The 25,696-nt window shown below is 73.0% G+C and carries 13 protein-coding genes; 10 read left to right on the top strand and 3 right to left on the bottom strand.

Going from position 1 to position 25,696, the window contains the following annotated elements; genetic code table 11:
* Positions 1–7 precede the first annotated feature (7 nt).
* From OG406_RS39195 to OG406_RS39220, 6 genes are all read left to right on the top strand, one after another.
* Complete coding sequence (locus OG406_RS39195; protein WP_329183056.1) at positions 8–6,643, top strand: type I polyketide synthase; 6,636 nt, start codon at positions 8–10, stop codon at positions 6,641–6,643.
* A 5-nt stretch (positions 6,644–6,648) separates the two neighbouring features.
* Positions 6,649–9,837: a type I polyketide synthase gene (locus OG406_RS39200; protein WP_329183054.1), complete on the top strand. Its 3,189-nt coding sequence runs from the start codon at positions 6,649–6,651 to the stop codon at positions 9,835–9,837.
* 305 nt (positions 9,838–10,142) lie between these two features.
* Positions 10,143–13,379: an AMP-binding protein gene (locus OG406_RS39205; protein WP_329183052.1), complete on the top strand. Its 3,237-nt coding sequence runs from the start codon at positions 10,143–10,145 to the stop codon at positions 13,377–13,379.
* Between the two features lie 94 nt (positions 13,380–13,473).
* Positions 13,474–14,826, top strand: coding sequence for a crotonyl-CoA carboxylase/reductase (gene ccrA, locus OG406_RS39210; RefSeq protein ID WP_329183051.1), 1,353 nt, complete (start codon positions 13,474–13,476; stop codon positions 14,824–14,826).
* A 1-nt stretch (position 14,827) separates the two neighbouring features.
* On the top strand, positions 14,828–15,817 hold the full coding sequence (locus OG406_RS39215) for a 3-oxoacyl-ACP synthase III family protein (RefSeq protein ID WP_329183050.1): 990 nt from the start codon (positions 14,828–14,830) through the stop codon (positions 15,815–15,817).
* On the top strand, positions 15,814–16,728 hold the full coding sequence (locus OG406_RS39220) for a 3-hydroxybutyryl-CoA dehydrogenase (RefSeq protein WP_329183048.1): 915 nt from the start codon (positions 15,814–15,816) through the stop codon (positions 16,726–16,728). Before OG406_RS39215 ends, OG406_RS39220 begins: the two co-directional genes overlap by 4 nt.
* A gap of 56 nt (positions 16,729–16,784) precedes the next feature.
* Here the strand turns inward: OG406_RS39220 and OG406_RS39225 are convergent, their stop codons facing one another.
* The 3 genes from OG406_RS39225 to OG406_RS39235 form a co-directional block, all read right to left on the bottom strand.
* Positions 16,785–17,561 carry a MerR family transcriptional regulator gene (locus tag OG406_RS39225; RefSeq protein ID WP_164370969.1) on the bottom strand — a complete coding sequence of 259 codons (777 nt, stop codon included), beginning with the start codon at positions 17,559–17,561 and terminating at the stop codon, positions 16,785–16,787.
* Positions 17,562–17,565: 4 nt separating this feature from the next.
* The gene (locus tag OG406_RS39230) at positions 17,566–18,366 is read right to left on the bottom strand and encodes an alpha/beta fold hydrolase (protein ID WP_266621101.1); all 801 of its coding nucleotides are present in this window, start codon (positions 18,364–18,366) and stop codon (positions 17,566–17,568) included.
* 155 nt (positions 18,367–18,521) lie between these two features.
* Positions 18,522–19,280, bottom strand: a complete 759-nt coding sequence (locus tag OG406_RS39235) for a thioesterase II family protein (protein WP_267052133.1) — start codon at positions 19,278–19,280, stop codon at positions 18,522–18,524.
* A 564-nt stretch (positions 19,281–19,844) separates the two neighbouring features.
* Between OG406_RS39235 and OG406_RS39240 the strand changes: the two genes are divergently transcribed.
* The 4 genes from OG406_RS39240 (at position 19,845) to OG406_RS39255 (ending at position 25,644) form a co-directional block, all read left to right on the top strand.
* Positions 19,845–21,434 carry an acyl-CoA carboxylase subunit beta gene (locus OG406_RS39240; protein WP_329183039.1) on the top strand — a complete coding sequence of 530 codons (1,590 nt, stop codon included), beginning with the start codon at positions 19,845–19,847 and terminating at the stop codon, positions 21,432–21,434.
* Positions 21,435–21,626: 192 nt separating this feature from the next.
* Positions 21,627–23,528 (top strand): 2-oxoacid:acceptor oxidoreductase subunit alpha, encoded by a 1,902-nt coding sequence (locus tag OG406_RS39245; protein WP_329183038.1) that lies wholly within the window; start codon positions 21,627–21,629, stop codon positions 23,526–23,528.
* On the top strand, positions 23,518–24,570 hold the full coding sequence (locus OG406_RS39250; RefSeq protein ID WP_329183037.1) for a 2-oxoacid:ferredoxin oxidoreductase subunit beta: 1,053 nt from the start codon (positions 23,518–23,520) through the stop codon (positions 24,568–24,570). Before OG406_RS39245 ends, OG406_RS39250 begins: the two co-directional genes overlap by 11 nt.
* Before the next feature lie 342 nt (positions 24,571–24,912).
* Positions 24,913–25,644: a methylmalonyl-CoA mutase family protein gene (locus OG406_RS39255; protein ID WP_438829460.1), complete on the top strand. Its 732-nt coding sequence runs from the start codon at positions 24,913–24,915 to the stop codon at positions 25,642–25,644.
* Positions 25,645–25,696: the final 52 nt, after the last annotated feature.

Consider the following 25,696-nt stretch of genomic DNA (forward strand, 5'->3'; position numbering starts at 1 on the left):
GAGAGCGATGACCAACGACAGCAACGCCGACGTCCTCGACTACCTCAAGCGGACATCGATCGAACTGATCGAGACCCGCAACCGCCTGAAGGAGGTGACGGAGGCGGCCGCCGAACCCATCGCGGTGGTCGGCGTCGCCTGCCGCTATCCCGGCGGCGCCACCTCCCCGGAAGCCCTGTGGGACCTGGTGCGCGAGGGCGCGGACGTGGTGTCCGCCTTCCCCGAGGACCGCAACTGGGACCTCGGGCACCTCGCCGACCCGGACCCCGGCCGGCCCGGCACCTCCTCCACCCGCTCGGGCGGATTCCTCTACGACGCCGGGGACTTCGACGCCGACTTCTTCGAGATCAACCCGCGCGAGGCACTCGCCGCCGACCCCCAGCACCGGCTCCTGCTGGAGACCTCCTGGGAGTCCCTGGAACGCGCCGGCATCGACCCGCACACCCTGCACGGCAGCAGCACCGGCGTGTTCGCCGGCCTCGCCTACTTCGGATACGGCAACCACTTCGACACCCCCGAGAGCATCGCGGGCTACGCCCAGACCGGCTCCCTGCTGAGCGTGGCCTCGGGCCGGATCTCCTACGCGCTGGGCCTTCAGGGCCCCGCCCTCTCCACGGACACCGCCTGCTCCTCCTCCCTGGTGGCGGTGCACCAGGCGGTGCGGTCGCTGCGCAACGACGAATGCGGCCTCGCGCTGGCCGGCGGCGTCACCGTCATGGCGATGCCGCAGGTGTTCCGGGAGATGTCCCGCCAGCGCGGCCTGTCCCAGGACGGCCGCTGCAAGGCGTTCGCGGACGCCGCCGACGGCACCGGATTCGCCGAGGGCGTCGGCATGCTCGTCCTGGAGCGGCTCTCCGACGCCCGCCGCAACGGCCGCCGCATCTGGGCGGTGATCCGCGGCTCCGCGATCAACCAGGACGGCGCCTCCAACGGACTGACCGCACCCAGCGGCCCGGCCCAGCAGCGCGTCATCCGCGCCGCCCTGGCCGACGCCCGGGTCAAGGCGGGCGACGTGGACGCGGTGGAGGCCCACGGCACCGGCACCACACTCGGCGACCCCATCGAGGCCCAGGCGGTCCTGGCCACCTACGGCCAGGACCGGGAGGCGGACCGCCCGCTGTGGCTGGGCTCCCTGAAGTCGAACATCGGCCACACCCAGGCGGCCGCCGGGGTGGGCGGCATCATCAAAATGATCATGGCGATGCGGCACGGGGTACTGCCCCGCACCCTGCACGTCGACCGCCCCTCCACCCACGTCGACTGGACGGCCGGCGCGGTACAGCTCCTCACCGAGGCCCGCGACTGGACCGGCACACCCGAACGGCCCCGCCGGGCCGGGGTGTCCAGCTTCGGCGCGAGCGGCACCAACGCCCACCTCATCCTCGAACAGGCCCCCCAGGAACAACCCGCACCCCCCGCACGGGACACGCCCTCCGACAGCACCGGGACGACACCCGGGCCCGACGCCCGGCAGCCCTCCTTCACGGGCGATGTGACGGCATGGCCGGTGTCGGCCCGCTCGGAGCAGGCACTGCGCGCCCAGGCCGGCAGACTGCGCGACTTCGCCGCCGCAGGCAGCCCGCCCCCGGACCTCGCCGACGTCGGCTGGTCACTGGCGGCCAGCCGCGCACGCTTCGAGCACCGCGCGGTCGTCCTGGGCCGCACCCGCGACGAACTCCTCGACGCCCTCACAGCACTCAGCCGGGGCGAGGAGTCCGCCGCCGTGGTGCGCGGCGTCGCCGGTGAACCCGGCGGCACCGCCTTCATGTTCCCGGGCCAGGGCTCCCCCTGGGCCGGCGCGGCACGGCAGCTGTACGCCACCTTCCCCGTCTTCGCCCGCAGCCTCGACGAGGTCTGCGCACACTTCGACGCCCACCTCCCCGTCGACCTGAGGTCCGTCCTGCTCGCCGAGGAACCCGCCGGCCGCGAACGGACCGACGTCGCACAGCCGGCCCTGTTCGCCCTGCAGGTCAGCCTCTACCGGCTCCTGACCGCCCACCTCCCGGCCCCGGACCGCCTGATCGGCCACTCGGTCGGCGAGATCGCCGCCGCGCACGTGTCCGGCGCCCTCACCCTGGACGACGCCGCCCGCCTGGTCGCCGCCCGCGGACGGATCATGCAGACGGTCACCGAACACGGCGCCATGCTCGCCGTCCGTGCCACAGAAGCCCACCTGGCCCCCCTGCTCGCCCCCTACGGGCGGACCGGCATCGCGGCGGTCAACGGCCCGGAGTCGGTGGTGGTCTCGGGCCTGCGCGAGGAGGTCCACGCCCTGCGCGACCAGCTCGTCGCCGCCGGCACCTCGGCGAAACTCCTCCCCGTCGACCACGCCTTCCACTCCCCGCTCATGGACCCCGTCCTCGCCGAGTTCGGGCAGGCCGTCGCGGGACTGGCCGCCGGCACGACGGCGATCCCCGTCGTCTCGACACGGCTGGGCCGCGAGGCCACCGCCGAGGAACTGGCCTCCGTCGCCCACTGGGTGGACCACGTCCGCGCACCCGTCCGCTTCCACGACGCCGTCGAGTGCGCCCGCGCGGCCGGCACGCGCGTCTTCGTCGAGGTCGGCCCGGGAGCCACCCTCACCGGCATGACCCAGGAGGCCTTCGCCCACCAGGGCGTCGACGACGCGCTGGTGCTGTCCGCGGCCCGCCGCGACCGCGGCGGACCCCAGGCCCTGATCACCCTCCTCGCCCTTCTGCACGTGCACGGCCACCCGGTCGACCTCGGCGCCCTGTCCGGCCCCCGCCGCACCCTCGACCTGCCCACCTACGCCTTCCAGCGCCGGCGCTACTGGCTGGACTTCCAGGCCGGCACCCAGAGCCCCGACCTCGCCGCCGCGGGCCTGACCGCCCCCGGACACCCCCTGCTGGGCGCCGTCCTGGACCACCCCACGACCGGCGAGAGCGTCTTCAGCGACCTGTGGTCCCTGCGCACCCACCCCTGGCTGGCCGACCACAGCGTGTTCGGTGCGGCCGTCGTCCCCGCGACCGCCTACCTGGACCTGGCCCTGTCCGTCGGCGACCGCCTCGGCTGCCCCGCCGTCGAGGAACTCTCCCTGGAAGTACCGCTGATCCTGCCCGACCCGGGCGGGATCCAGGTACGGCTCGTCGCCGGGGCCCCGGACGAGAGCGGCCGCCGCTCCCTGGACGTGTACGCGCGCCCGGACGGCGCCGACACCGACCCGGCGGCCGGCGGCTGGACCCGCCACGCGATGGGAACGCTGGCCCCGCCCACCACCGTCGCGGCCCAGGACGCGGGCCTGCCGGCCGTGTGGCCGCCGCCCGGCGCCACCGCGCTGCCCATCGAGGGCCTCTACGACTCCCTGGCCGACGCGGGCTTCGACTACGGCCCCACCTTCCGCGGACTGCGCGAGGTGTGGCGCCGCGGCACCGACCTCTTCGCGCTGGCCACCCTGCCCGTCTCCGGCGACACCTCGGCCGGCGACGGCTTCGCCCTGCACCCGGCCCTGTTCGACTCCGTCCTGCACGCGGTCGTCGCCGGCGGCGTCATCGAAGTGACCGGCGAGCAGGGCTGGATGCCCTTCTCCTGGTCCGGCGCCGACCTCACCGCGACCTGCGGGCCCACCGTCAAGGTCCGCCTCTCCCCGGCCGGCGAAGGCGCCGTCGCGGTGACCGTCGCCGACGAACACGGCCGCACCCTCGCCCGCATCCGCGCCCTCACGTTCCGCCCGGCGAGCCCCGAACAGGTCCACGCCGCCCACGGCAGCCGCCACCAGCCGCTCTACGAACTGCAGTGGCACCCCGCCCCGCCCGCCGCCGGCGAACCGGCCCGCCCCGCCGACCCGGCCACCGGGGGCCGGTACGCCGTCATCGGCACCCCCGACGGCCTGGCCGGCCACCTCACCGCGGTCGACGGGCGCACCACCGCGCACACCGGCCTGGACGACGTCCTCACCGGCCCGCCCCCCGCACACATCGTGCTGTGCCCGGACGACGCCATCTCCCTCGGCGCCGATCCGCTCACCGCCCTGCGCGACACGGCAGGACACACGCTGGGCCACATCCAGCGCTTCCTCGCCGAGGAGACCCTCGCCGCCTCCACCCTGGTCATCTGCACCCGCCTGGCCCAGGACACCGGCACCGGGGAGCACGTCACCTCCCTGACCGGCGCGTCCGTATGGGGCCTGATCCGCTCCGCCCAGACCGAACACCCCGGCCGGTTCCGCCTGCTGGACATCGACGACGACCCGGCCTCCCTGGCCCGCGTCCCGGACGCCCTCACCCTCGCCGAGGACCAGCTCGCCCTGCGCGCCGGCACCGTCCTCCTGCCACGCCTGGCGCCGGCCGCGCCCGCCGCCCACCGCATCGACCCCCCGGCCCCCGGCCCGCACCGCCTGGGCATCCCCACCAGGGGAACACTGGAGAACCTGACCTGGGTGCCCTGCCCCGAGGTGGAGGCACCCCTGGCGAGCGGACAGGTCCGCATCGCCGTCCAGGCCGCCGGCCTCAACTTCCGCGACGTCACCATCGCACTGGGCCTGGTGGACCGCACCGCACTGGACGCGGGCCTGGGCAGCGAAGGCGCCGGCATCGTCCTGGACGTCGCCGACGACGTGACCCGCCTGGCACCCGGCGACCGCGTCACCGGCATCTTCCCCGGCGCCTTCGGCCGCGTCGCCGTCGCCGACCACCGCCTGCTCACCCCCATCCCCGACGCGTGGAGCTACGCCGAAGCGGCCTCCGTGCCCTCCACCTTCCTGACCGCCTACTACGCCCTCTTCCACGTCAACCGGCTCCAGAAGGGGCAGCGGATCCTCATCCACGCCGCGGCCGGCGGCGTCGGCATGGCCGCCGTCCAGCTCGCCCGGCACGTCGGCGCCGAGATCTACGCGACCGCGGGCCGGGCCAAGTGGCCCGCCCTGCGCGCCCTGGGCCTGGACGACGAACACCTCGCCTCCTCCCGCGACCTCGACTTCGCACCGAAGTTCCTCACCTCCACCGCCGGCCGCGGCGTGGACGTCGTCCTGAACTCCCTGGCCCACGCCTTCGTCGACGCCTCCCTGCGACTCCTGCCGCACGGCGGCCACTTCACCGAGATGGGCAAGACCGACATCCGCGACCCCCAGCAGATCGCGGCCGACCACCCCGGAGTCCGCTACCAGGCCTTCGACCTCTACGAGGCCGGCCCCGACGCACTCCAGGACATGTTCCGCTGCGTCATGGACCTGTTCACCGACGGCCACCTCCACCTGAACCCGGTCGCGGTCCGTGACGTCCGCGACGCCCGGGCGGCGTTCCGCGAGATGAGCCAGGGCCGCCACACCGGCAAACTGGTCCTGGACGTCGGCGGCACCCTCGGCGGCGGCACCGTCCTGATCACCGGCGGCACCGGGGGAGTGGGCTCGATGATGGCCCGCCACCTGGTGGCCGAACACGGGGTGCGCAGCCTCGTCCTGGCCAGCCGCCGCGGCAGCACCGCCGACGGAACAGCCGCCCTGGTCGCCGACCTCCAAGAGGCGGGCGCCGACGTCCACGTCGCCGCCGTCGACATCACCGACCGCACCGCCGTTGCCGCCCTGCTGGCCGGCCTGCCCGGCGGCCGCCCCCTGACCGCGGTCGTCCACGCCGCCGGCGTCCTGGCCGACGCCACCGTCGAGTCCCTGACCCCCGACCACCTGGACCGCGCCCTGGACGCCAAGGCCGGCGGTGCACTGAACCTGCACGAACTGACCCAGGACCGCCCCCTGTCGGCGTTCATCCACTTCTCCGCCCTGGCCGGCACCCTGGGCACCGCGGGCCAGGCCAACTACGCTGCTGCCAACGCCTTCCTGGACGCCCTGGCCGCACAGCGCCACGCCGCGGGTCTGCCCACCACCTCACTGTGCTGGGGCTGGTGGGAACAGAGCAGCGCCATGACCGAGGACCTGCACGGCGCCGACCTCGCCCGGCTGCGCCGCATGGGCATCGCCCCGATGCCCACCGCCGAGGCACTGGCCCTGTTCGACGCCGCCCGCGCGAGCGGCAGACCCGTCCTCGTCCCGGCCCGCGTCGACCTCGCGGCCCTGCGACGGCGCAGCGCCGACGAACTGCCGCTCCTGCTGCGCGAGCTGGCCACCGCCGGCCGCCCCCGCCCCGCGGCGGGCACACCCCGGCAGGCGGGCGAGGCCGGTCTGACCGGCCGGCTGACCGCCCTGCCCGAGGACCAGGCCCACGCCGCGGCCGCCGACTGGATCCGCGACCAGGTCGCCATCGTCCTGGGACACCCCTCCGGCGCCGCCGTCGACGCCGACCAGGCCTTCACCCAGCTCGGCTTCGACTCCCTGACCGCCGTCGAACTGTGCAACCGGCTCGCCGCCACGACCGGACTGCGCCTGCCCTCCACCCTCGTCTTCAGCTACCCCACCCCCCGCGAACTGGGCCGCCACCTCGTCGGCCTGCTCCGCCCCGAACCCGACCCGCAGGCCGACGCCGCCGCCGACGCGCGGATCCGGCAGATCCTGCACACCCTCACACCCGACCGCCTGCGCGAGGCAGGCCTCCTCGACCAGATCCTGGCCTGCGCCGACCCCCTCACCCCCGACCCCGGCCCCCACCCGGCGGACCCGGACCCGGACACGGGCGCGGACGAACTGTCGGACCTGGACCTGGAAGCACTGGTCGACCTGGCCCTGGACGAGAGATGACGGACATGACCACCAACCCCGCAGAGCGCACAGCGGACGGCGCCGACCGGGTCCAGCGGGCCCTGCGCACCCTGCTGGAGGAACGCGACCGGCTCCGGCAGGAGAACGACGCCCTCAAGGCCGGCCACGGCGAGCCCATCGCCGTCGTCGCCATGGCCTGCCGCTACCCCGGAGACGTGTCGAGCCCCGAGGACCTGTGGGAGGTGATCCACGAGGGCCGCGACGTCGTCGGCGCGTTCCCCACCGACCGCGGCTGGCGCGACGTCTACGACCCCGACCCCGACACCGTCGGCACCTCCTACGTCCGCCACGGCGGGTTCCTGTCCGACGTCGCCGGATTCGACGCGGACTTCTTCGGCATCAGCCCCCGCGAGGCCCTCGCCACCGACCCGCAGCAGCGCCTGCTCCTGGAGACCTCCTGGGAGGCCTTCGAGCGGGCCGGCATCGTCCCCGCCACCGTGCGCGGCACCGACGTCGGCGTGTTCACCGGCGTCAGCTCCTCCGAGTACGGCTCCCGCTTCCTGGAAGGGCAGAAGAACGGCCTGGAGGGCTACGTCCTGCACGGCAGCACCCTCAGCGTCGCCTCCGGCCGCGTCGCCTACGAGATGGGCCTGACCGGACCGGCCCTGTCCGTGGACACCGCCTGCTCCTCCTCCCTGGTCGCCCTGCACCTGGCGGCACAGTCCCTGCGGGCGGGGGAGTGCTCCCTGGCGCTGGCGGGCGGCGCCCTGGTGATGTCGACGACCGAACTGTTCGTGGAGTTCTCCCGCCAGAAGGGCCTGGCCCCCGACGGCCGCTGCAAGTCCTTCGCCGCCGGCGCGGACGGCACCGGCTGGGCCGAGGGCGTGGGCGTGCTCCTGCTGGAGAAACTGTCCGACGCCCGCCGCAACGGCCACCCCGTCCTCGCCGTCGTCGCCGGCTCCGCCGTCAACCAGGACGGCGCCAGCAACGGCCTGACCGCCCCCAACGGCCGCGCCCAGGAGAACGTCATCCGCAAGGCGCTGGCGAACGCCCGGGTCAGCGCCCGCGAGGTCGACCTGGTCGAGGCGCACGGCACCGGAACCGTCCTCGGCGACCCCATCGAGGCGGGCGCCCTGCTGGCCGCCTACGGCCAGGACCGCGAGCCGGGCCGGCCCCTGTGGCTGGGATCGCTGAAGTCGAACATGGGCCACGCCCAGGCCGCCGCCGGCGTCGCCTCCGTCATCAAGGCCGTCCAGGCCATCCGCCACCGCCATCTGCCCCGCACCCTGCACGTGGACGCCCCCTCCCCGCACGTGGACTGGACCGCGGCCGGCGTCGAACTGCTCACCCGGGGACGCCGATGGGACAAGCCCCAGGGCCCGCGGCGCGCCGGGGTGTCGTCGTTCGGCGTGAGCGGCACCAACGTGCACGTGATCCTGGAGGAAGCCCCCGAGGACAGCGAACCGGCCCCGCACAGCGAACCGGCCCCGCAGCCAGGCCGCGGCGCACGGGCCGACGCGCAGAGCGGGCCCGCCCCGGCCGCGGGCGTCGCGGGCGGCCTGGTGCCCTGGGTGGTGTCCGCCAAGAGTGCGGCGGCCCTCGAACAGCAGGCGGCCAGACTGCGCGACGCCACCGCCGCCGACACCGGCGTGGACCTCGCCGCCGTCGGCTGGTCGCTGCTGTCCAGCCGCTCACGCTTCGAGCACCGCGCGGTCGTCCTGGGCCGCACCCGCGCCGAACTCCTCGACGGCCTCACCTCCCTGAGCCGGGGCCAGGACAGCCCCGGCGTGGTCCGCGGCCGCGCGGGCACCCCCGGCGGCACCGTCTTCGTCTTCCCCGGACAGGGCTCGCAGTGGGTGGGCATGGGACGCCGGCTCTACGACACCTTCCCCGCCTTCGCCCACTGCCTCGACGCGTGCGCCGAGGCCCTCGCCGAGTGGACCGACTGGTCCCTGCTGGACGTGCTGCGCGCCACCGACGGCGCACCGGGACTGGACCGGGTGGACGTCCTGCAGCCGGCCCTGTTCTCCGTCATGGTGTCGCTCGCCGCCCTGTGGCGGTCCTGGGGCGTGGAACCGGCCGCGGTGATCGGCCACAGCCAGGGCGAGATAGCCGCCGCCCACGTGTGCGGCGCACTGTCCCTGCGCGACGCCACGAAGATCGTGGCCCTGCGCAGCAAGGCACTGGTGGACCTGATCGGACACGGCGCGATGGCCTCGGTCGCCGCACCGGAACAGACCGTCCAGGAGAAGATCGCGCCCTGGAGCGGCCAGGTGAGCGTCGCCGTCGTCAACGGGCCCCGCTCCGTGGTGGTCTCCGGAGAGCCGGAGGCCCTGGACGAGTTCATCGAGAAGATGAACGCCGAAGGCACCCAGGCCCGCAGGATCTCCGTCGACTACGCCTCCCACTCCCACCACGTGACCCGCGTCCGCGAGCAGGTGCTGGGCCCGCTCACCGACCTGACCCCCAGGACATCGACGGTGCCCTTCTGCTCCACCCTGTACGGCGAGGTCATCGACACCACCCGGCTGAACGCCGGCTACTGGTACGACAACCTCCGCGAAAAGGTCCAATTCGCCACATCGGTACGGAAGGTGGCCGACGACGGGTTCCGCGTGTTCATCGAGATGAGCCCGCACCCCGTCCTGACCGTCCCGGTGCAGGAGAGCGTCGAGGACCTCGACGACGCACTCGTCCTGTCCTCGATCCGCCGCAACCGCGACGAGGTCGCCTCCGTCGTCGCCAACCTCGCCCAACTCCACGTCCAGGGCGGCCCGGCGGACCTCACCCCCCTCTTCGGGACCCGCCACCGGGTCGACCTGCCCACCTACGCCTTCCAGCACCGGCGGTACTGGCTCGACTCCACCCGCACCACCACCGCCGAGACCGCCGCCCCCGAGGACACCCCGTCCGCACCGCCCGCCGGCGAGCCGCCCGTCCCCCTGCCGCAACGGCTCGCCGCCCTCCCCGAAAAGGAGGCGGGCGCCGTCCTGCTGGACCACGTCCTGGAGAAGGTCGCCGTCGTCCTCGGACACGCCTCCGGCCAACTCGTGGGCCCCGACCAGGAGTTCAAGGAACTCGGCTTCGACTCCCTGCTCTCGGCGGAACTCAGCAAACGCCTGACCGCCTCCACCGGACTCAAACTGCGGGCGAACATGGTGCTGCGCCACCCCTCGCCCCGCCGCGTCACCGGCCACGTCCTGTCCCTGCTGGCCACCCGCGAACCGAGCTGAACCACCCCGCCGCGTCACCGGCCACGTCCTGTCCCTGCTGGCCACCCGCGAACCGAGCTGAACCACCCCGCCGCGTCACCGGCCACGTCCTGTCCCTGCTGGCCACCCGCGAACCGAGCTGAACCACCCCGCCGGGCGCCCCCGCGCCCGGCGGGAGCGTCCCGCCGGCGGGACACCGCAAGCACCACCGCGGCCCCCGCCCGCCGGGCACCCGGGTGCATTGAACGGCTGTGTCACTTCCCCGACAGTGGGGGTGATCTGCGAAATCCTCCGATTCGGGCCTGTTTGCTGAGGGGTTGATCTGTATGCCTTCGTTCGGCGCGTCGTCTGCGCACCAGGGGCTGTGGCGGGCACAGGAAATGGCTTCCGACACGCCGAACCATGCGCTGACCATGTGGGACGTGGCCGGCGACCTGGACGCGGCGGTCATGGAGTCCGCGTTCCTGCACGTGATGGGCGAGGCGGAGGTGCTGCGCGTCACCTTCACCGACACGGCGGGGGACGGGCTGCGCCTGGTGCCCCGCACCCTGGGCGACTGGCGGCCCTTCCTCCTGGACCTCGCCGCCGAGCCGGACCCCGAACAGGCGGCCCGCGAGGCGCTCGCCGACCTGGTGCGCGAGCCCTTCGACCTGGAACGGGACCTGCTGTTCCGGCTCGGCGTGGTGAAACTCGCCGCGGACCGCTCCCTCCTGGTGATCGCCTACCACCACCTCATATCCGACGGCTTCGGCGCCGGCGGCCTCCTCTCCCGCCGCCTCGCCGAGGCCTACACGGCCCTCGCCCGCGGGGAGAACGTCCCGCCGCTCGAACACGAGTGGGACACCGCCTCCTTCACCGCCGCGTCCGACCGCTACCTCGCCTCCCCGCAGTTCACCGAGGACACCGCGTTCTGGCGCGACTACCTGACCGACGCGCCGCCGCCCGCCCGCCTCCCGCGCATCGCCCTGTCCGACACCACCCGCGCCGCGCTCGCCGAACCGCTCAGCAGCGCCGACCGCTGGTCACAGGTGGCCGGCGCCATCGGCATGGCCAGCCGCACCCTGACCGTCCCGCGCGCCGAGGCGGCCACCTGGACCGAGACCGCGCAGTCCATGGGCGTATGGATGTCCACGATGCTGACCGCCGCCGCCGCGGTGTTCGTCCGGCACCGCTGCGACCGCCCCGACTTCCTCCTCTCCCTGGCCGTCGGCAACCGCGTCGGCGTCGCCAGCAGAACACCCGGCCTCGCCGTCAACGTGGTCCCGGTCCGCGCCACGGTGCCGCTGAACGCGACGTTCACCGAGATCGCCGACACGCTCGTCGACGAGACGTACGAGATCTTCGACCACGCCGCCTGCCACTACTCCGACATCCAGCGCGCCGCCGGCACCACCCTGAGCGACCGCGGCAGCTTCGGCGTCGTCCTGAACGTCGTCGAGTTCGTGCAGCAGCTCCACTTCGGCGACAGCCCGGCCCGCTACTTCGGCGCGACGACCGGCACCTTCGACGAACTGTCCATCGGCGTCTACACCGACGGCAGCGCCGACAGCGACCTGTTCATCCGCCTCGACGCCCCCGAACACCTCTACACCCGCCCCGAACTGCGCTTCATCGGCGAGGAACTCATCGCCCACGTCCGCGCCCTGGTCGCCGCCGGCGACCAGCCCGTCGGCTCCCTGGACGTGACCGCCGACGCCGTAGGAGAGCGGACGCCCACCGCGGCCCGCCGGCAGGAGCCCCGCCTCCCGGCCGCGCAGGAGACGGTCACCCACCTGTTCGCGCGGCAGGCCGAACGCACCCCCGACGCCGCCGCCCTCACCGACGGGGACACGACCCTCACCTACCGCGAACTGGACGCCCGCTCAAGCCTGCTGGCCACCGACCTGCGCGCCCGCACGGTGGCGGCCGAGACAGTCGTGGCGGTCGCCCTGCCCCGCTCGGCGGACCTGGCCGTCGCCCTGCTGGCGGTCGCGAAGACCGGCGCCGCCTGGCTGCCCCTGGACCCCGCCCTCGCGGCCGGTGACCTCACCACGCAGGCCGCCCGTTCCTTCGCGCGCGTCCTGCTCACCGACCCGGCGACCGCCGCCATCCTCCCCGCCGTCGCGGACCTGTCCGTGATCGTCCTCGACGACCCCGCCCCGGCCACCGCCGACGACGCCGCGGCGGCGCACCACCCGCTCCCCGCCCACCCGCACGGCCTGTTCGCCGTCGCGGACACCCCACTCGACGGCGGGACCGGCGCGCCCGTCGCCCTCACCCACCGCAACCTGGCCCGCTTCGCGGCCGACCCCCTCTGGCGCCAGACCGGCGAGCACACCGTGCTGTGGCACGGCCCGCACACCGTCGAGGCCCTCGCCCTCGAACTGTGGACACCGCTCCTCAACGGCGCCCGGGTGGTCGTGACACCCCCCGGGGAACGGGAGGACGACACCCTGGCCCGGATCGGGGGCACCGACACCATCACCACCCTGTGGCTGCCCGCAGCCCGCCTCACCGCGCTCGCCGCCCGCCGCCCCGAACTCCTCGCCCCGCTGCGCCAGCTGGTCACCGGCGGCGACCGCGCGCCCGCCGCCGCGCTGCGCCGCATCCGCGAGGCCTGCCCCCACCTGAACGTCGTCACCGGCCACGGCAGCGCCGAGAGCACCGTGTTCGCCGCCCGCCACCTGGTGAGCGCGGACCAGCCGCTGCCCCCCGCGGGCACGATCGGCCACCCGAGCCACGACACCGCCCTGCACGTACTGGGCCCGGGCCTCGCACCGGTCCCCGCCGGCGTCACCGGAGAGCTGTACGTGGCCGGCCCCGGCGTGACCCGCGGCTACCCGGGCCACCCCGCCGCCACCGCCACCCGCTTCGTCCCCTGCCCCGCCGGCCCGCCCGGCAGCCTCATGTACCGCACCGGGGACCGCGTACGCCGCGACGAGGACGGCCGCCTCACCCACGTCGGCGGCCCCGGCACCCGGGCCGAACTACGCGGCACCGGCGTCGAACTCGCCGAGACCGAGGAAGCCCTGGCCGAGCACCCCGCCCTCGCCCAGTCCGCCGTCACCGTCCGCCCCGACAGCGCCGGCCGCCCCCGGCTCCTCGCCTACGTCGTCCCCGCGAACGCCTCGAGCACCGTCCAGGACGACGAACTGCGCCGCTTCACCGCCGCCCGGCTGCCCGAACCCCTGGTCCCCGCCCTGTTCACCGTCCTCGACCGGCTGCCGCTGACCCCCGGCGGACGCATCGACCGCACCGCACTGCCCGAGCCGACACCGGTCACCGACCACGACACCCACAAGGCCCCCCGCAACGACACCGAGAAGATCCTGGCCGCGGCCTTCGCCGACGTCCTCGAACTGGACCGGGTCGGCATCGACGAGGACTTCTTCGACCTCGGCGGCAACTCGCTGCGCGCCATCCGCCTCGTCGGCCTGATCCGCGCCGAACTCAACCAGGAAGTCTCCATCCGCCGCCTGTTCGCCGCCCGCACCGTCATGGGCCTGTCCGACATGTGGCAGGACCTCACCCGCTCCAGCAGGCCCAGCCTGCGCAGGAGGACCAGCAACGGCTCCGTCCTGTGAGCACGCCCACCACCGCGCCGCGGACCCGACGCGCTCACCCCCGTGCCGCACGGCACACCCGCCCCCGTGACCACAGCGGACCAGAAAGGCGATCATGGACGCTTTGACCCAGGCCCTGCTGGACGGGGCGGGACCGCACGACCTCGCACGACACGACCTGCCCGCCACCTACCAGGCAGCCCACCTGCTGGCCGCCGACGCCGGCATGTTCGACGGCGTCGAGGACAAGGACGTCCGCAAGTCCCTGCACGTCGGCCCCGTCCCGATGCCCGACATCGCCCCCGACGAGGTCGTCGTCGCCGTCATGGCCAGCTCCATCAACTACAACACCGTCTGGTCGGCGACCTTCGAACCCGTCCCCACCTTCGCCTTCCTCAAGCGCCACGCCCGCGAGGGCGCCCACGCCGCCCGCCACGACCTGCCCCACCACGTCGTCGGCTCCGACGCCGCCGGCATCGTCGTCAAGACCGGGGCAGGCGTACGGCACTGGAAGAGCGGCGACCACGTCGTCGCCTCCTGCGTCCAGGTCGACGAACAGGAACCCGCCACCCACGCCGACGCCATGCTCGGCACCCGCCAGCGGATCTGGGGATACGAGACCAACTTCGGCGGCCTCGCCCACTACGCCGTCGTCCGCGCCAGCCAGCTCCTGCCCAAGCCGGCCCACCTCACCTGGGAGGAGTCCGCGAGCGTCCTGCTGACCGCCGCCACCTCCTACCGGATGCTCGTCGGCGACAACGGCGCCCGCATCAAACAGGGCGACATCGTCCTCATCTGGGGCGCCACCGGCGGACTCGGCGCGTACGCCGTCCAGATGGTCAAGAACGCGGGCGGCATCGCCGTCGGCGTCGTCAGCTCCGAAGCGAAGGCCACCGCACTGCGCCGCCTGGGCTGCGACATCGTGATCAACCGCAACGAGATCGGCATGGGCGGCGACGACGCCCCCACCCCCGAACGGACCATCGAACTGGGCAAGCGCCTGGGCCGCGAGATCCGCCGCCAGACCGGCGAGGACCCGCACGTCGTCTTCGACTACGTCGGCCGCGCCACCTTCGGCATCTCGGTGTTCGTCGTCCGCAAGGGCGGCACCGTCGTCACCTGCGGATCCAGCACCGGATACGACCACCACTTCGACAACCGCTACCTGTGGATGAACCTCAAACGGATCATCGGCAGCCACGCCGCCAACCTCCAGGAACAGGCCGAATGCAACCGCCTGTTCCGCCTGGGACACCTCGCCCCGGTCCTGTCGACGGTGTTCCCCCTCAAGGACGTGGGCGAGGCCGCCCGCCTGGTCCAGCTCAACCGCCACACCGGAAAGGTCGGCGTCCTGTGCCTGGCCCCCCGGGAAGGACTCGGCGTCACCGACCCCGCCCTGCGCGAGAAGATCGGCGCCGCCCGCCTCAACCCCCTGCGCACCAACCCCGCACCCGCCGAGGGGACCTGACGTGGGCATCGGCATCCTCTCCACCGGCTCCTACCTGCCCAAGCACGAGGTCACCAACGACGAGATCGCCGAACGCGTCGGCGTCACCCCCCAGTGGATCGAGGCCAAGACCCAGATCCGCACCCGCCGCTACGCCGCCCCCCACGAGGCGACCTCCGACCTCGCCACCCTCGCCGCCGAACGCGCCCTGGACCAGGCAGGACTGAACGCCGATCAGATCGACTACGTCATCGTGTCGACCTCCACCGGCGACTTCCCCCAGCCCCCCACCTCCTACCTCGTCCAAAGCGCACTGGGCGCCTGGAACGCGGCCTGCTTCGACGTCAACGTCGTGTGCAGCGGCTTCGTCTACGCCCTCGCCCTCGCCCACAGCCTCATCGCCCAACACCCCACCGCCCGCGCCCTGGTGATCGGCGCGGACGTGTACTCCCGCATCCTGGACCTCACCGACCGCAGGACCGCGATCCTCTTCGCCGACGGCGCCGGAGCTGCCGTCGTCGGCACCGTCCCGGACCCCTGCGGCATCATCGCGAGCGACCTGTCCAGCCGCGGCGACGCCCACCACCTCATCCGCGTCGAAGCAGGCGGCAGCCGCAACCCCGCCTCCGCGCAGACCCTCGCCGAGGGCGGCCACCACTTCAGGATGGACGGCCGCGGCGTACGCGACTTCGTCGCCGAACACGTCCCGCCCGCCCTGACCGCCCTCGCCGACCGGGCCGGCGTCGACATCGCCGCCGTCGACCACTTCGTCCCCCACCAGGCCAACGGCGTCATGCTCACCGACCTCGTCGAACGCACCGGCCTGGCCGGCGCACAGACCCACCGCACCCTGATCCGCTACGGCAACGTCGGCAGCGCCTCCGTGCCCGTCGCCCTCGACGACGCGAACCGCAGCGGAGCCCTCAACCCGGGCGACCTGGTGCTCCTCGCCGGGTTCGGCGGCGGCATGTCGATCGGAGCATCACTTCTGACCTGGGGGAACCCCACATGACCACCACCACGCACCACACCGACACCAGAACCGGCAACACCGGCAGCACCGACACCGGCATCGACCGGGTCGGTGTCGTCGGCAGCGGCATCATGGGCACCGGCATCGCCGAACTCTGCGCCAAAGCAGGCCTGGACGTGCGGGTCGTGGTGTTCTCCGAAACCTCCCTGGACACCGCACCCCGACGCCTCACCGCCTCCCTCGACCGCGGCGTCACCAAGGGCAAACTCACCCCCGCCGACCGCGACCAAGCCCTGGCCCGCGTCTCGTTCACCCGCGACCTGGGCCAACTCGCCGACCGCCACCTGGTGATCGAGGCCGTCAAGGAGGACGAGCCCCTCAAACAGGACCTGTTCGCCACCCTCGACAAGATCGTCGAGGACCCCGACGCGATCCTGGCGACCAACACCTCCTCCATCCCGATCGCCCGCCTCGCCGCCGCCACCCGCCGCCCCGCCCAGGTCCTGGGCCTGCACTTCTTCAACCCCGTCCCCGTACTCCCGCTCGTCGAAGTCATCGACTCCGTCCTCACCGACCGGGCGGTCAGCACCCGCGCCGAGACCTTCGTCCGCGACGTCCTGGGCAAGAAACCCATCACCTCCCCGGACCGGGCCGGCTTCCTCGTCAACGCCCTCCTCTTCCCCTACCTGCTCAGCGCCGTCCGCATGCTCGAATCCGGCCTCGCCGACGCCGACACCATCGACCAGGGCATGACCCAGGGCTGCTCCCACCCCATGGGACCGCTGCGCCTGGCCGACCTCATCGGCCTGGACACCACCGTCTCCATCGCCCGGGCCATGTACGAGGAGTACAAGGAACCCCTCTACGCCCCGCCGCCCCTGCTGCTGCGCATGGTCGAGGGCGGCCTGCTGGGAAAGAAGTCCGGCCGCGGCTTCCACACCTACCCCTGACCCGCCCCGCCCGCGGGACCCGGCGGCCGGCCACCAGCCGAGCCGCCCGGGGGCGCTCACTGCTGCGGAACCTCCACCCCGGCCGCCCGCAGGTTCGCCTCCAGCAGCTCCGTCAGCCGCACCGCCGCAGGCGCCTGGTCCTCACGGTGATGGTTGATCAGCCCGTACCGGGTGGCGGCATCGGGCCTGGCCCGGAACGCCGCCGGCATCGACAGCTCCTCGCGATGGGCCAGCACCTTGGCGGCCAGCGCGGCCGCCAGCTCATCGAGCCGCGGATCGTCCGCATCCCACGCCTCCGCGTCCTGACAGCGCCGCACCAGCTCGACGTACTGCGGATCGGCCAGCTGGTGCTCCAGATGCTGCAGGAAACTCTCGAACACCTCCGGCACCAGAGCCCGCGCCAGGACCAGCGCCTCCTGCTGGATCGCCACGTACGCGGCACCGACCCCCAGCCCGGCGAGCCGGTCCAGCACCGCGCAGGCCCGCTCCGGCAGCAGCAGCCGGTCCCCGGAGGCCAGCCGGTGCAGCACCGCCCGCCGCGCGATCAGCTCCTCGATCCGCTCGGTGAGCCGGCGCTCGACATCCTCCAGCGCCGCCGCGAACCCCTCCGGATCCCCGTCGAGAAGCCCGGCGATCTCGGCGAGCGGCACCCCCGCGCCGGCCAGCGTCCGCACCTGCACCAGCCGCAGCATCTGCGCCGACCCGTACCGCCGATAGCCCGAACCGTCCCGCCCGGGTTCCTCCACCAGACCGAGCCGGTGGTAGTGGCGCACCGCCTTGACCGTGACACCGGCGAACGCCGCCGCCTGCCCGATCGTGAGCCCGTACACCATGAGGTCAGCGCGCCCCGCCGTCGAGGGCGGCCGCTGTCTCACGGACCGCCGCGGCCACCGCCCGGAAATCCTTGCGCAGGATGTGGGAGTGGTTGCTCGCGACCTTCGCGCTCACCCGGATGTCCCGGTTGCGGGCGAGCACCGGGTCCAGCGAGGCCCGCATCTCCTCCATCTCCTCCTCCTGACCGCCCAGGCTCGCCCCGGTGGCGAGGACGAAACGCACCGGGCACGCCACCCGGTCCAGCACCGGTCCGATGGCCGCGGTGATCTCGTTGGCCTCGATGTTGACGTCGGCGTGCCGGTCGGCGCTCATCCGCGCGGCCAGCCCGAAGGGCCGCACCAGCGGCAGCAGCAGCCGCATCCGGCGGAACAGGCGCCGGATCCGCGCCCGCCCCGCCTCACCGGTCAGACCGTAGGGGACCGCCCCGTCCACGCACACCACGCCGAGCGCGCGGCCGGGGTTGCGCTCGGCCCAGTGCACGGCGAGTGAGGCGCCGTAGGACCAGCCGACCAGCAGCGGCCGGTCGACGCCCCTCGCGCCGAGGACGGCGTCGATGTCGCGCAGCGCCGCCTCGAAGGAGTAGTCCGCCGACCGGCGCGAGCGGCCGCGGGCCCGCCCGTCGAACGTGATGTGCCGCCAGCCGGCGCCGAGTTCGGCGATGACGGGCCGCCAGGGCCGCCGGCCGGCGTAGGCGCCGTTGAGATAGACGACGGCCCGGCCGGGGCCGCGCGTGTCGGTGACGGCCAGCGCCGTGTCGTCGACGGGAACCATGCCGGACCAGGAAGCCGTGGGGGAAGTGGTCATGGGATCAGCGTTCACCCTGACCCCGGGTCAGGGTCAACCAGCCACATCGAGCCACAGCACGGCACGACCCGGACACGAGCGCGGGCACGGACACGCGCACGGGCCCGGGCACGGACCCGTCCCGCGGCCCGCCGACGTGTCCGGCCCGGGACGGGTCAGCGGGCGCCCGTCCCGGCGAGCAGCCCCTCCGTCACGGTCGCGGCGATCCCACCGAGGTGGTCGGCCAGATAGAAGTGACCGCCGGAGAACACCTTCAGCGCGAAGTCGCCCCCGGTGTGCTCCCGCCACGTCACGGCCTCCTCGACACTCACCATCGGGTCGCTGTCCCCGACCAGCACCGATATCGGGGCCGCGAGCGGCTCACCCTCCCGCCACCGATAGGTGCCAAGGGCCCGGTAGTCGGCCCGCAGCCCCGGCAGCACCATCTCCATGACCTCGGCATTGTCGAGCATCGCCTGATCGGTACCACCCAGCCGGCGCACCTCGGCCAGCACGTCGGCGTCCTCGAAGAACTGATAGTGCTCACTGGTCCGCGGGCCCGGCGCGCCCCGACCGGACAGGAACAGCCGCTGCGCGGAAGGCAGTTCACGCGCGGCGAGCAGCCGGGCCGTCTCGAACGCGACGAGCGCGCCCATGCTGTGACCGAACAGGGCGTACGGCCGTGAGGGATCCTTCTCCAGCTCCTCGGCCAGGTGCCCGGCCACCGCATCGACGAGCGCGGCGATCGAGGTGAACGGCGCCTCGCGGTAGCGGTCCTGGCGCCCCGGATACTGCACGGACACCACATCGAGGTCAGCGGGCAGCGTCCGCGCCAGCGGCAGATACGCCGTCGCCGAACCCCCGGCGTGCGGGAAGCACACGAGCCGCGGCCCGTCGCCCGGGGCGGTGAAGCGTCGGAACCAGGTGGTGTCCACTGTCGGTGTCTCCTTCGTCTGGAGCCGGCCGGTCGTCCCGGCCGGAAACGGGCCGTCGACCGCCCGGCCCGGCAGATCGAACCCTGCCCGAGCGGTCGGGCTCCGTGCGCCCGAACCCGCCCCGCAACCGCGCACCCCGCCCCTCCCGGGCAGGCACGCCCCGCGGCAGGGCCCATACGCGTCGCGCCCGCGATGGACCGGCCCGCCGGCACCCTCGGGGGGTGGGAGCGCCGACGGGCGGTCCGAGCTCCTCACGTCTCACGCCAGGCCGCATCGGAGCTCACGAGCCCGAGCATGCCGACCCGCCCTCGACGACCGCTCGCAGCCCGGTGGAGAAACACCACAGCCCCCAACCCCCACCACCACCGCCCAAGAACGGGCCAGACAGACCTGTTCACCGTCGAGACACCCCCTGACCTTCACGAAGGAGGACGGCAGGGACAGGCCCCCGGCGGCGAAGGACGACCCGGCCCCGCGCCACATCGTCCACCACTCCAACCACCCTCGAGCGCCCCGGCGCACGCTGGTCGGCGGCTCACCACGACGGCCGGAGGGGGAACACCCATGCCCGCGGAGCCCATCACCGCCCCGCACGACGCACCGGGACAGCGGCGCGGCACACTCGCCGAACTCGAGGCACTCCGGCAGACCCTGCGCGACGGACCCGGTCCACGGGCCACCGCCGCCCAGCACGCCAAGGGCAAACTCACCGCCCGCGAACGCCTCGCGCTCCTCTTCGACGACGGCCGCTTCACCGAGATCGAAGGACTGCGCCGGCACCGCGCGAGCGGCTTCGGCCTGGAGGACCACCGCCCCCACACCGACGGCGTCGTCACCGGCTGGGGCCGCGTGTACGGGCGCACCGTCTTCGCCTACGCCCACGACTTCCGCATCTTCGCCGGCTCCCTCGGCGAGGCCCACGCCGAGAAGATCCACAAGATCATGGACATGGCCGCCACCGCGGGCGCCCCCATCGTGGGCCTGTGCGACGGCGCCGGAGCCCGCATCCAGGAAGGCGTCACCGCGCTCGCCGGATACGGCGGCATCTTCCAGCGCAACGTCCGCAACTCCGGGATCATCCCGCAGATCAGCGTCGTGATGGGCCCCTGCGCCGGAGGAGCCGCCTACTCCCCGGCCCTGACCGACTTCGTCTTCATGGTGCGCGGCACCGCCCAGATGTTCATCACCGGCCCCGACGTCGTCAGTGCCGTCACCGGCGAACAGGTCAGCCACGAGGAACTGGGCGGCGCCGACGCCCACGCCACCCTCTCCGGCGTCGCCTCCTTCACCTACGACGACGAGGACGACTGCCTCACCGACGTCCGCTACCTGCTCTGCCTGCTGCCCGCCAACAACCGCGAACACCCCCCGGCCGAACCCTGCACCGACGACCCCGCCCGCCGCACCCCCGCCCTGCGCGACCTGGTGCCCCACGACACCACCCGCGCCTACGACATGCGCCACGTCATCACCGAGATCGTCGACGACGGCGACTTCTTCGAGGTCCACGAACGCTGGGCCCCCAACGTGCTGTGCGCACTGGCCCGCCTGGACGGCCACACGGTCGGCATCGTCGCCAACCAGCCCGCCCACCTCGCCGGCGCCCTCGACATCAAGGGCAGCGAGAAAGCAGCCCGCTTCGTCCAGATGTGCGACTCCTTCAACATCCCCCTCGTCACCCTCGTCGACGTCCCCGGCTTCCTGCCCGGCGTCGGCCAGGAACACGACGGGATCATCCGCCACGGCGCGAAACTCCTCTACGCCTACTGCAACGCCACCGTCCCCCGCATCCAGCTCGTCCTGCGCAAGGCCTACGGCGGCGCCTACATCGTCATGGACTCCCGCTCCATCGGCTCCGACCTCTCCCTGGCCTGGCCCGGCAACGAGATCGCCGTCATGGGAGCGGAAGCCGCGGCCGGCGTCATCTTCCGCCGCGACATCGCCGCCGCCGACGACCCCGAGGCCACCCGCACCCAGCACATCAAGGAATACCGGGACCAGCTCATGCACCCCTACTACGCCGCCGAACGCGGCCTCGTCGACGACGTCATCGACCCCGCCGAGACCCGCATCCGCCTGATCGACGCCCTCGCCGTCCTGCGCACCAAGCACGTCCCCCAGCCCTCCCGCAAACACGGCAACCAGCCCCAGTGACCCATCCCTCTCCACCCCCTCTCCGCGCCACCGAAAAGCCCGGGCAGGGCGATTCACGTCTGGACGACGGCCCGAGCGCCCCTCCACCAGCGCTGCCTAATCTCGACGCAGACGTACGACCCTGCACCGCATCCCGTGTCCGCCGACGTGCCCGCACCCGCCGGACCAGCACCGACAGGAGCCGACACACGTATGTCCGTGCACACCACCGCCCCCGCCACGACAGGGGTGTACGACAAGGAAGTCCGGCGCCTGGACCGGGTCGTCATCCGCTTCGCCGGCGACTCGGGCGACGGGATGCAGCTCACCGGTGACCGTTTCACTTCGGAGACGGCCTCGTTCGGCAACGACCTCTCGACGCTGCCGAATTTCCCGGCCGAGATCCGGGCCCCCGCAGGCACTCTCCCCGGTGTGTCGAGCTTCCAACTGCATTTCGCCGACCACGACATCCTCACCCCGGGTGACGCGCCGAATGTGCTGGTGGCGATGAATCCGGCGGCGTTGAAGGCGAACATGGCGGATGTGCCGCGGGGTGCGGAGATCATCGTGAACACGGACGAGTTCACGAAGCGGGCGATGCAGAAGGTCGGGTATGCGGCCAGTCCGCTGGAGGACGGTTCGCTGGATGGTTACAGCGTTCATCCGGTGCCGTTGACGACGATGACGGTGGAGGCGCTGAAGGAGTTCGACCTCTCGCGCAAGGAGGCCGAGCGGAGCAAGAACATGTTCGCGCTGGGACTGTTGTCGTGGATGTACAACCGGCCGACGGAGGGTACGGAGAAGTTCCTGGCGACGAAGTTCGCGAAGAAGCCTCAGATCGCGGCGGCGAACCTGGCGGCTTTCAGGGCTGGTTGGAATTTCGGGGAGACGACGGAGGATTTCGCGGTCTCCTACGAGGTGGCTCCGGCGGCGCAGACGTTCCCGACGGGTACGTACCGCAACATCTCGGGGAATCTTGCGCTGTCGTACGGTCTGGTCGCGGCGTCGCGGCAGGCGGATCTGCCGTTGTATCTGGGTTCGTATCCGATCACTCCGGCGTCGGACATCCTGCATGAGCTGAGCCGGCACAAGAACTTCGGTGTGCGCACGTTCCAGGCGGAGGACGAGATCGCGGGGATCGGGGCGGCGTTGGGGGCCGCGTTCGGTGGTTCGCTGGCGGTCACGACGACGTCGGGGCCGGGTGTGGCGCTGAAGTCGGAGACCATCGGGCTCGCCGTCTCGCTCGAACTGCCGCTGCTGGTCATCGACATCCAGCGCGGTGGCCCGTCCACGGGTCTGCCGACCAAGACGGAGCAGGCCGACCTGTTGCAGGCGATGTACGGCCGCAACGGCGAAGCCCCGGTCCCGATCGTCGCCCCGCGCACCCCCGCGGACTGCTTCGACGCGGCCATCGAGGCGGCCCGGATCGCCGTCACCTACCGCACCCCGGTCTTCCTCCTCTCCGACGGCTACCTCGCCAACGGCAGCGAGCCGTGGCGCGTCCCCGAGGCGGACGAACTCCCCGATCTGCGCGTCCAGTTCGCCCAGCACCCCAACCACACCCTGGACGACGGCACGGAAGTCTTCTGGCCCTACAAGCGCGACCCGCACACCCTCGCCCGTCCCTGGGCGGTGCCTGGAACGCCGGGGCTCGAGCACCGGATCGGCGGGATCGAGAAGCAGGACGGCAGCGGGAACATCTCCTACGACCCCGCCAACCACGAGTTCATGGTCCGCACCCGCCAGGCCAAAGTCGACGGGATCGACGTCCCCGACCTCGATGTCGACGACCTCACCGGCGAAGCGACCACCCTCGTCCTGGGCTGGGGCTCGACGTACGGGCCCGTCACCGCCGCCGTCCGCAGGCTCCGCGCGGCCGGTGAGCACATCGCGCAGGCCCACCTGCGCCACCTCAACCCCTTCCCCCGCAACCTCGGCGACGTCCTTCGCTCCTACGACAAGGTGGTGATCCCCGAGATGAACCTCGGCCAGCTCGCCACCCTGATCCGCGCCACCTACCTGGTGGACGCCCGCTCCTACACCCAGGTCAACGGCATGCCGTTCAAGGCCGAGCAGCTCGCCGCCGCGCTGAAGGAGACCATCGATGCCCGCTGAGGCCCTGACCCTCATTCCCAGGCCCGAAGTACCGCTGACGGCGAAGGACTTCAAGTCGGATCAGGAAGTGCGCTGGTGCCCGGGCTGCGGTGACTACGCGATCCTGGCGGCCGTGCAGGGTTTCATGCCGGAGCTGGGGCTGGCGAAGGAGAACATCGTCTTCGTCTCCGGGATCGGCTGCTCCTCGCGGTTCCCGTACTACATGAACACCTACGGGATGCACTCGATCCACGGGCGTGCCCCCGCGATCGCCACCGGTCTGGCCTCCTCGCGGCGGGATTTGTCCGTGTGGGTCGTCACCGGTGACGGCGACGCGCTGTCCATCGGCGGCAACCACCTCATCCACGCCCTGCGCCGCAACGTGAACCTGAAGATCCTGCTGTTCAACAACCGGATCTACGGTCTGACCAAGGGCCAGTACTCGCCGACCTCGGAGGTCGGGAAGATCACCAAGTCGACGCCGATGGGCTCGCTGGACGCCCCGTTCAACCCGGTGTCCCTGGCGATCGGCGCGGAGGCCTCGTTCGTGGCCCGCACGGTCGACTCCGACCGCAAGCACCTCACCGACGTCCTGCGCCAGGCCGCCGCCCACCCGGGCACCGCGCTGGTGGAGATCTACCAGAACTGCAACATCTTCAACGACGGCGCCTTCGAGGTCCTCAAGGACAAACAACAGGCCGAGGAAGCCGTCATCCGCCTCGAACACGGCCGGCCCATCACCTTCGGCACCGACCACTCCAAGGGCGTCGTCCGCGACCCCGCCACCGGCGACCTGGTCGTGGTCCCGGTGACGGACGAGACCCGGCACCGGATCCTGGTCCACGACGCCCACACCGCGTCCCCGACCACAGCGTTCGCCCTGTCCCGCCTCGCCGACCCCGACACGCTGCACCACACCCCCATCGGGGTCTTCCGCAGCGTCGAACGCCCCGTCTACGACACGCAGATGACCGACCAGCTCGACGCGGCCATCGAGCAGAACGGCAAGGGAGACCTCGGCGCACTGCTGGCCGGAGGAGACACCTGGACCGTCGTCGGCTGACCCCGGATCCCGTCGCGAGGCGGCACCGAGAAACGGGATGGCATGGAGCACACCGCAACAGGCGCGCCACGACCGCCCACCGAGCCGGCGTACGGTCCGCGGGCTCTCGAGCCCTTCAACCCGGCCCGGCGGACGGGGGAGCGGGGCGGCCGGGGTCCGGGGGAGGCGGGCCGGCGTCTCGGGTTAGGGGAGGCGGATCAGTGGCTCGGCGAGCCGGCCGCGCACCCGCCGACCCGTGTCGTGCACCCGCCGGACCCGGACCCGGGCGCGGACCGTGCGCCCACCTGGTGGTCGTCCACCGCTTCCGGCACCGCGGCCGAGTGCAACGCCCGCCACAGGAAGCTGATCGCGGCCGGCGTGAGGGATCTGTCCGTGGTGTTCGACGTGCCGACCCGCGCGGGGCACGACTCCGACGCGCCGGCGGCGCGCGGTGAGGTCGGCCGGGCGGGGGTGGCGATCGACTCGATCGACGACATGCGGGTGCTGTTCGCCGGGATCCCGCTGGAGGAAGTCGTCACCTCGATGCGCTGCGGCGCGTGCGCCGCGCCGCTTCTTCTTCTGTACCAGCTGGTCGCCGAGGAGCAGGGAGCGGCGGCCGGCCGGCTGTCCGGCACGTTCCACGACGGCGGGGCGGGGGAGTGCGTGCCGGACGGCGACCGCATCTTCCCGCCGGGCCCGTCCGCGCGGCTGGCCGCGGACCTCGTCCGGTACTGCCGTACCGAGCTTCCGCAGTGGGCCGCCGATGCTTGCCGGGTGGTCCGGGAGACCGGCCCCGGCGCGTACGTCGTGCCCCTGACCGGCTCCGTCACCTTCGACGGGGAGAGGCCCGAGGGGCCGGCGCCCGCCGACCCCGCTGCCGCGGTGCGGCAGGGCGAACGCATCGCCAAACTCCGTGCCTGGCGCGAACAACGGGACGTGGACGCCGCACTCACCAGGCTGAAGAAGGCGGCGGCGGGCGACGGCGACGTCCTGCGCCCGATGAGGGAAGCCCTGCGCGCCCGCGCCACCGTCGGCGAGGTGTGCGACGCACTGCGCGAGGTGTGGGGCATCCGTCTCCCGGCGGATGCCCGTTGACTGCCGTGCGGCGGATGAGGGCCGGGGGATCTGCGGCGGGTGCCCGCCGAGG

Source organism: Streptomyces sp. NBC_01428, assembly GCF_036231965.1.
Taxonomy (GTDB): Bacteria; Actinomycetota; Actinomycetes; order Streptomycetales; family Streptomycetaceae; genus Streptomyces.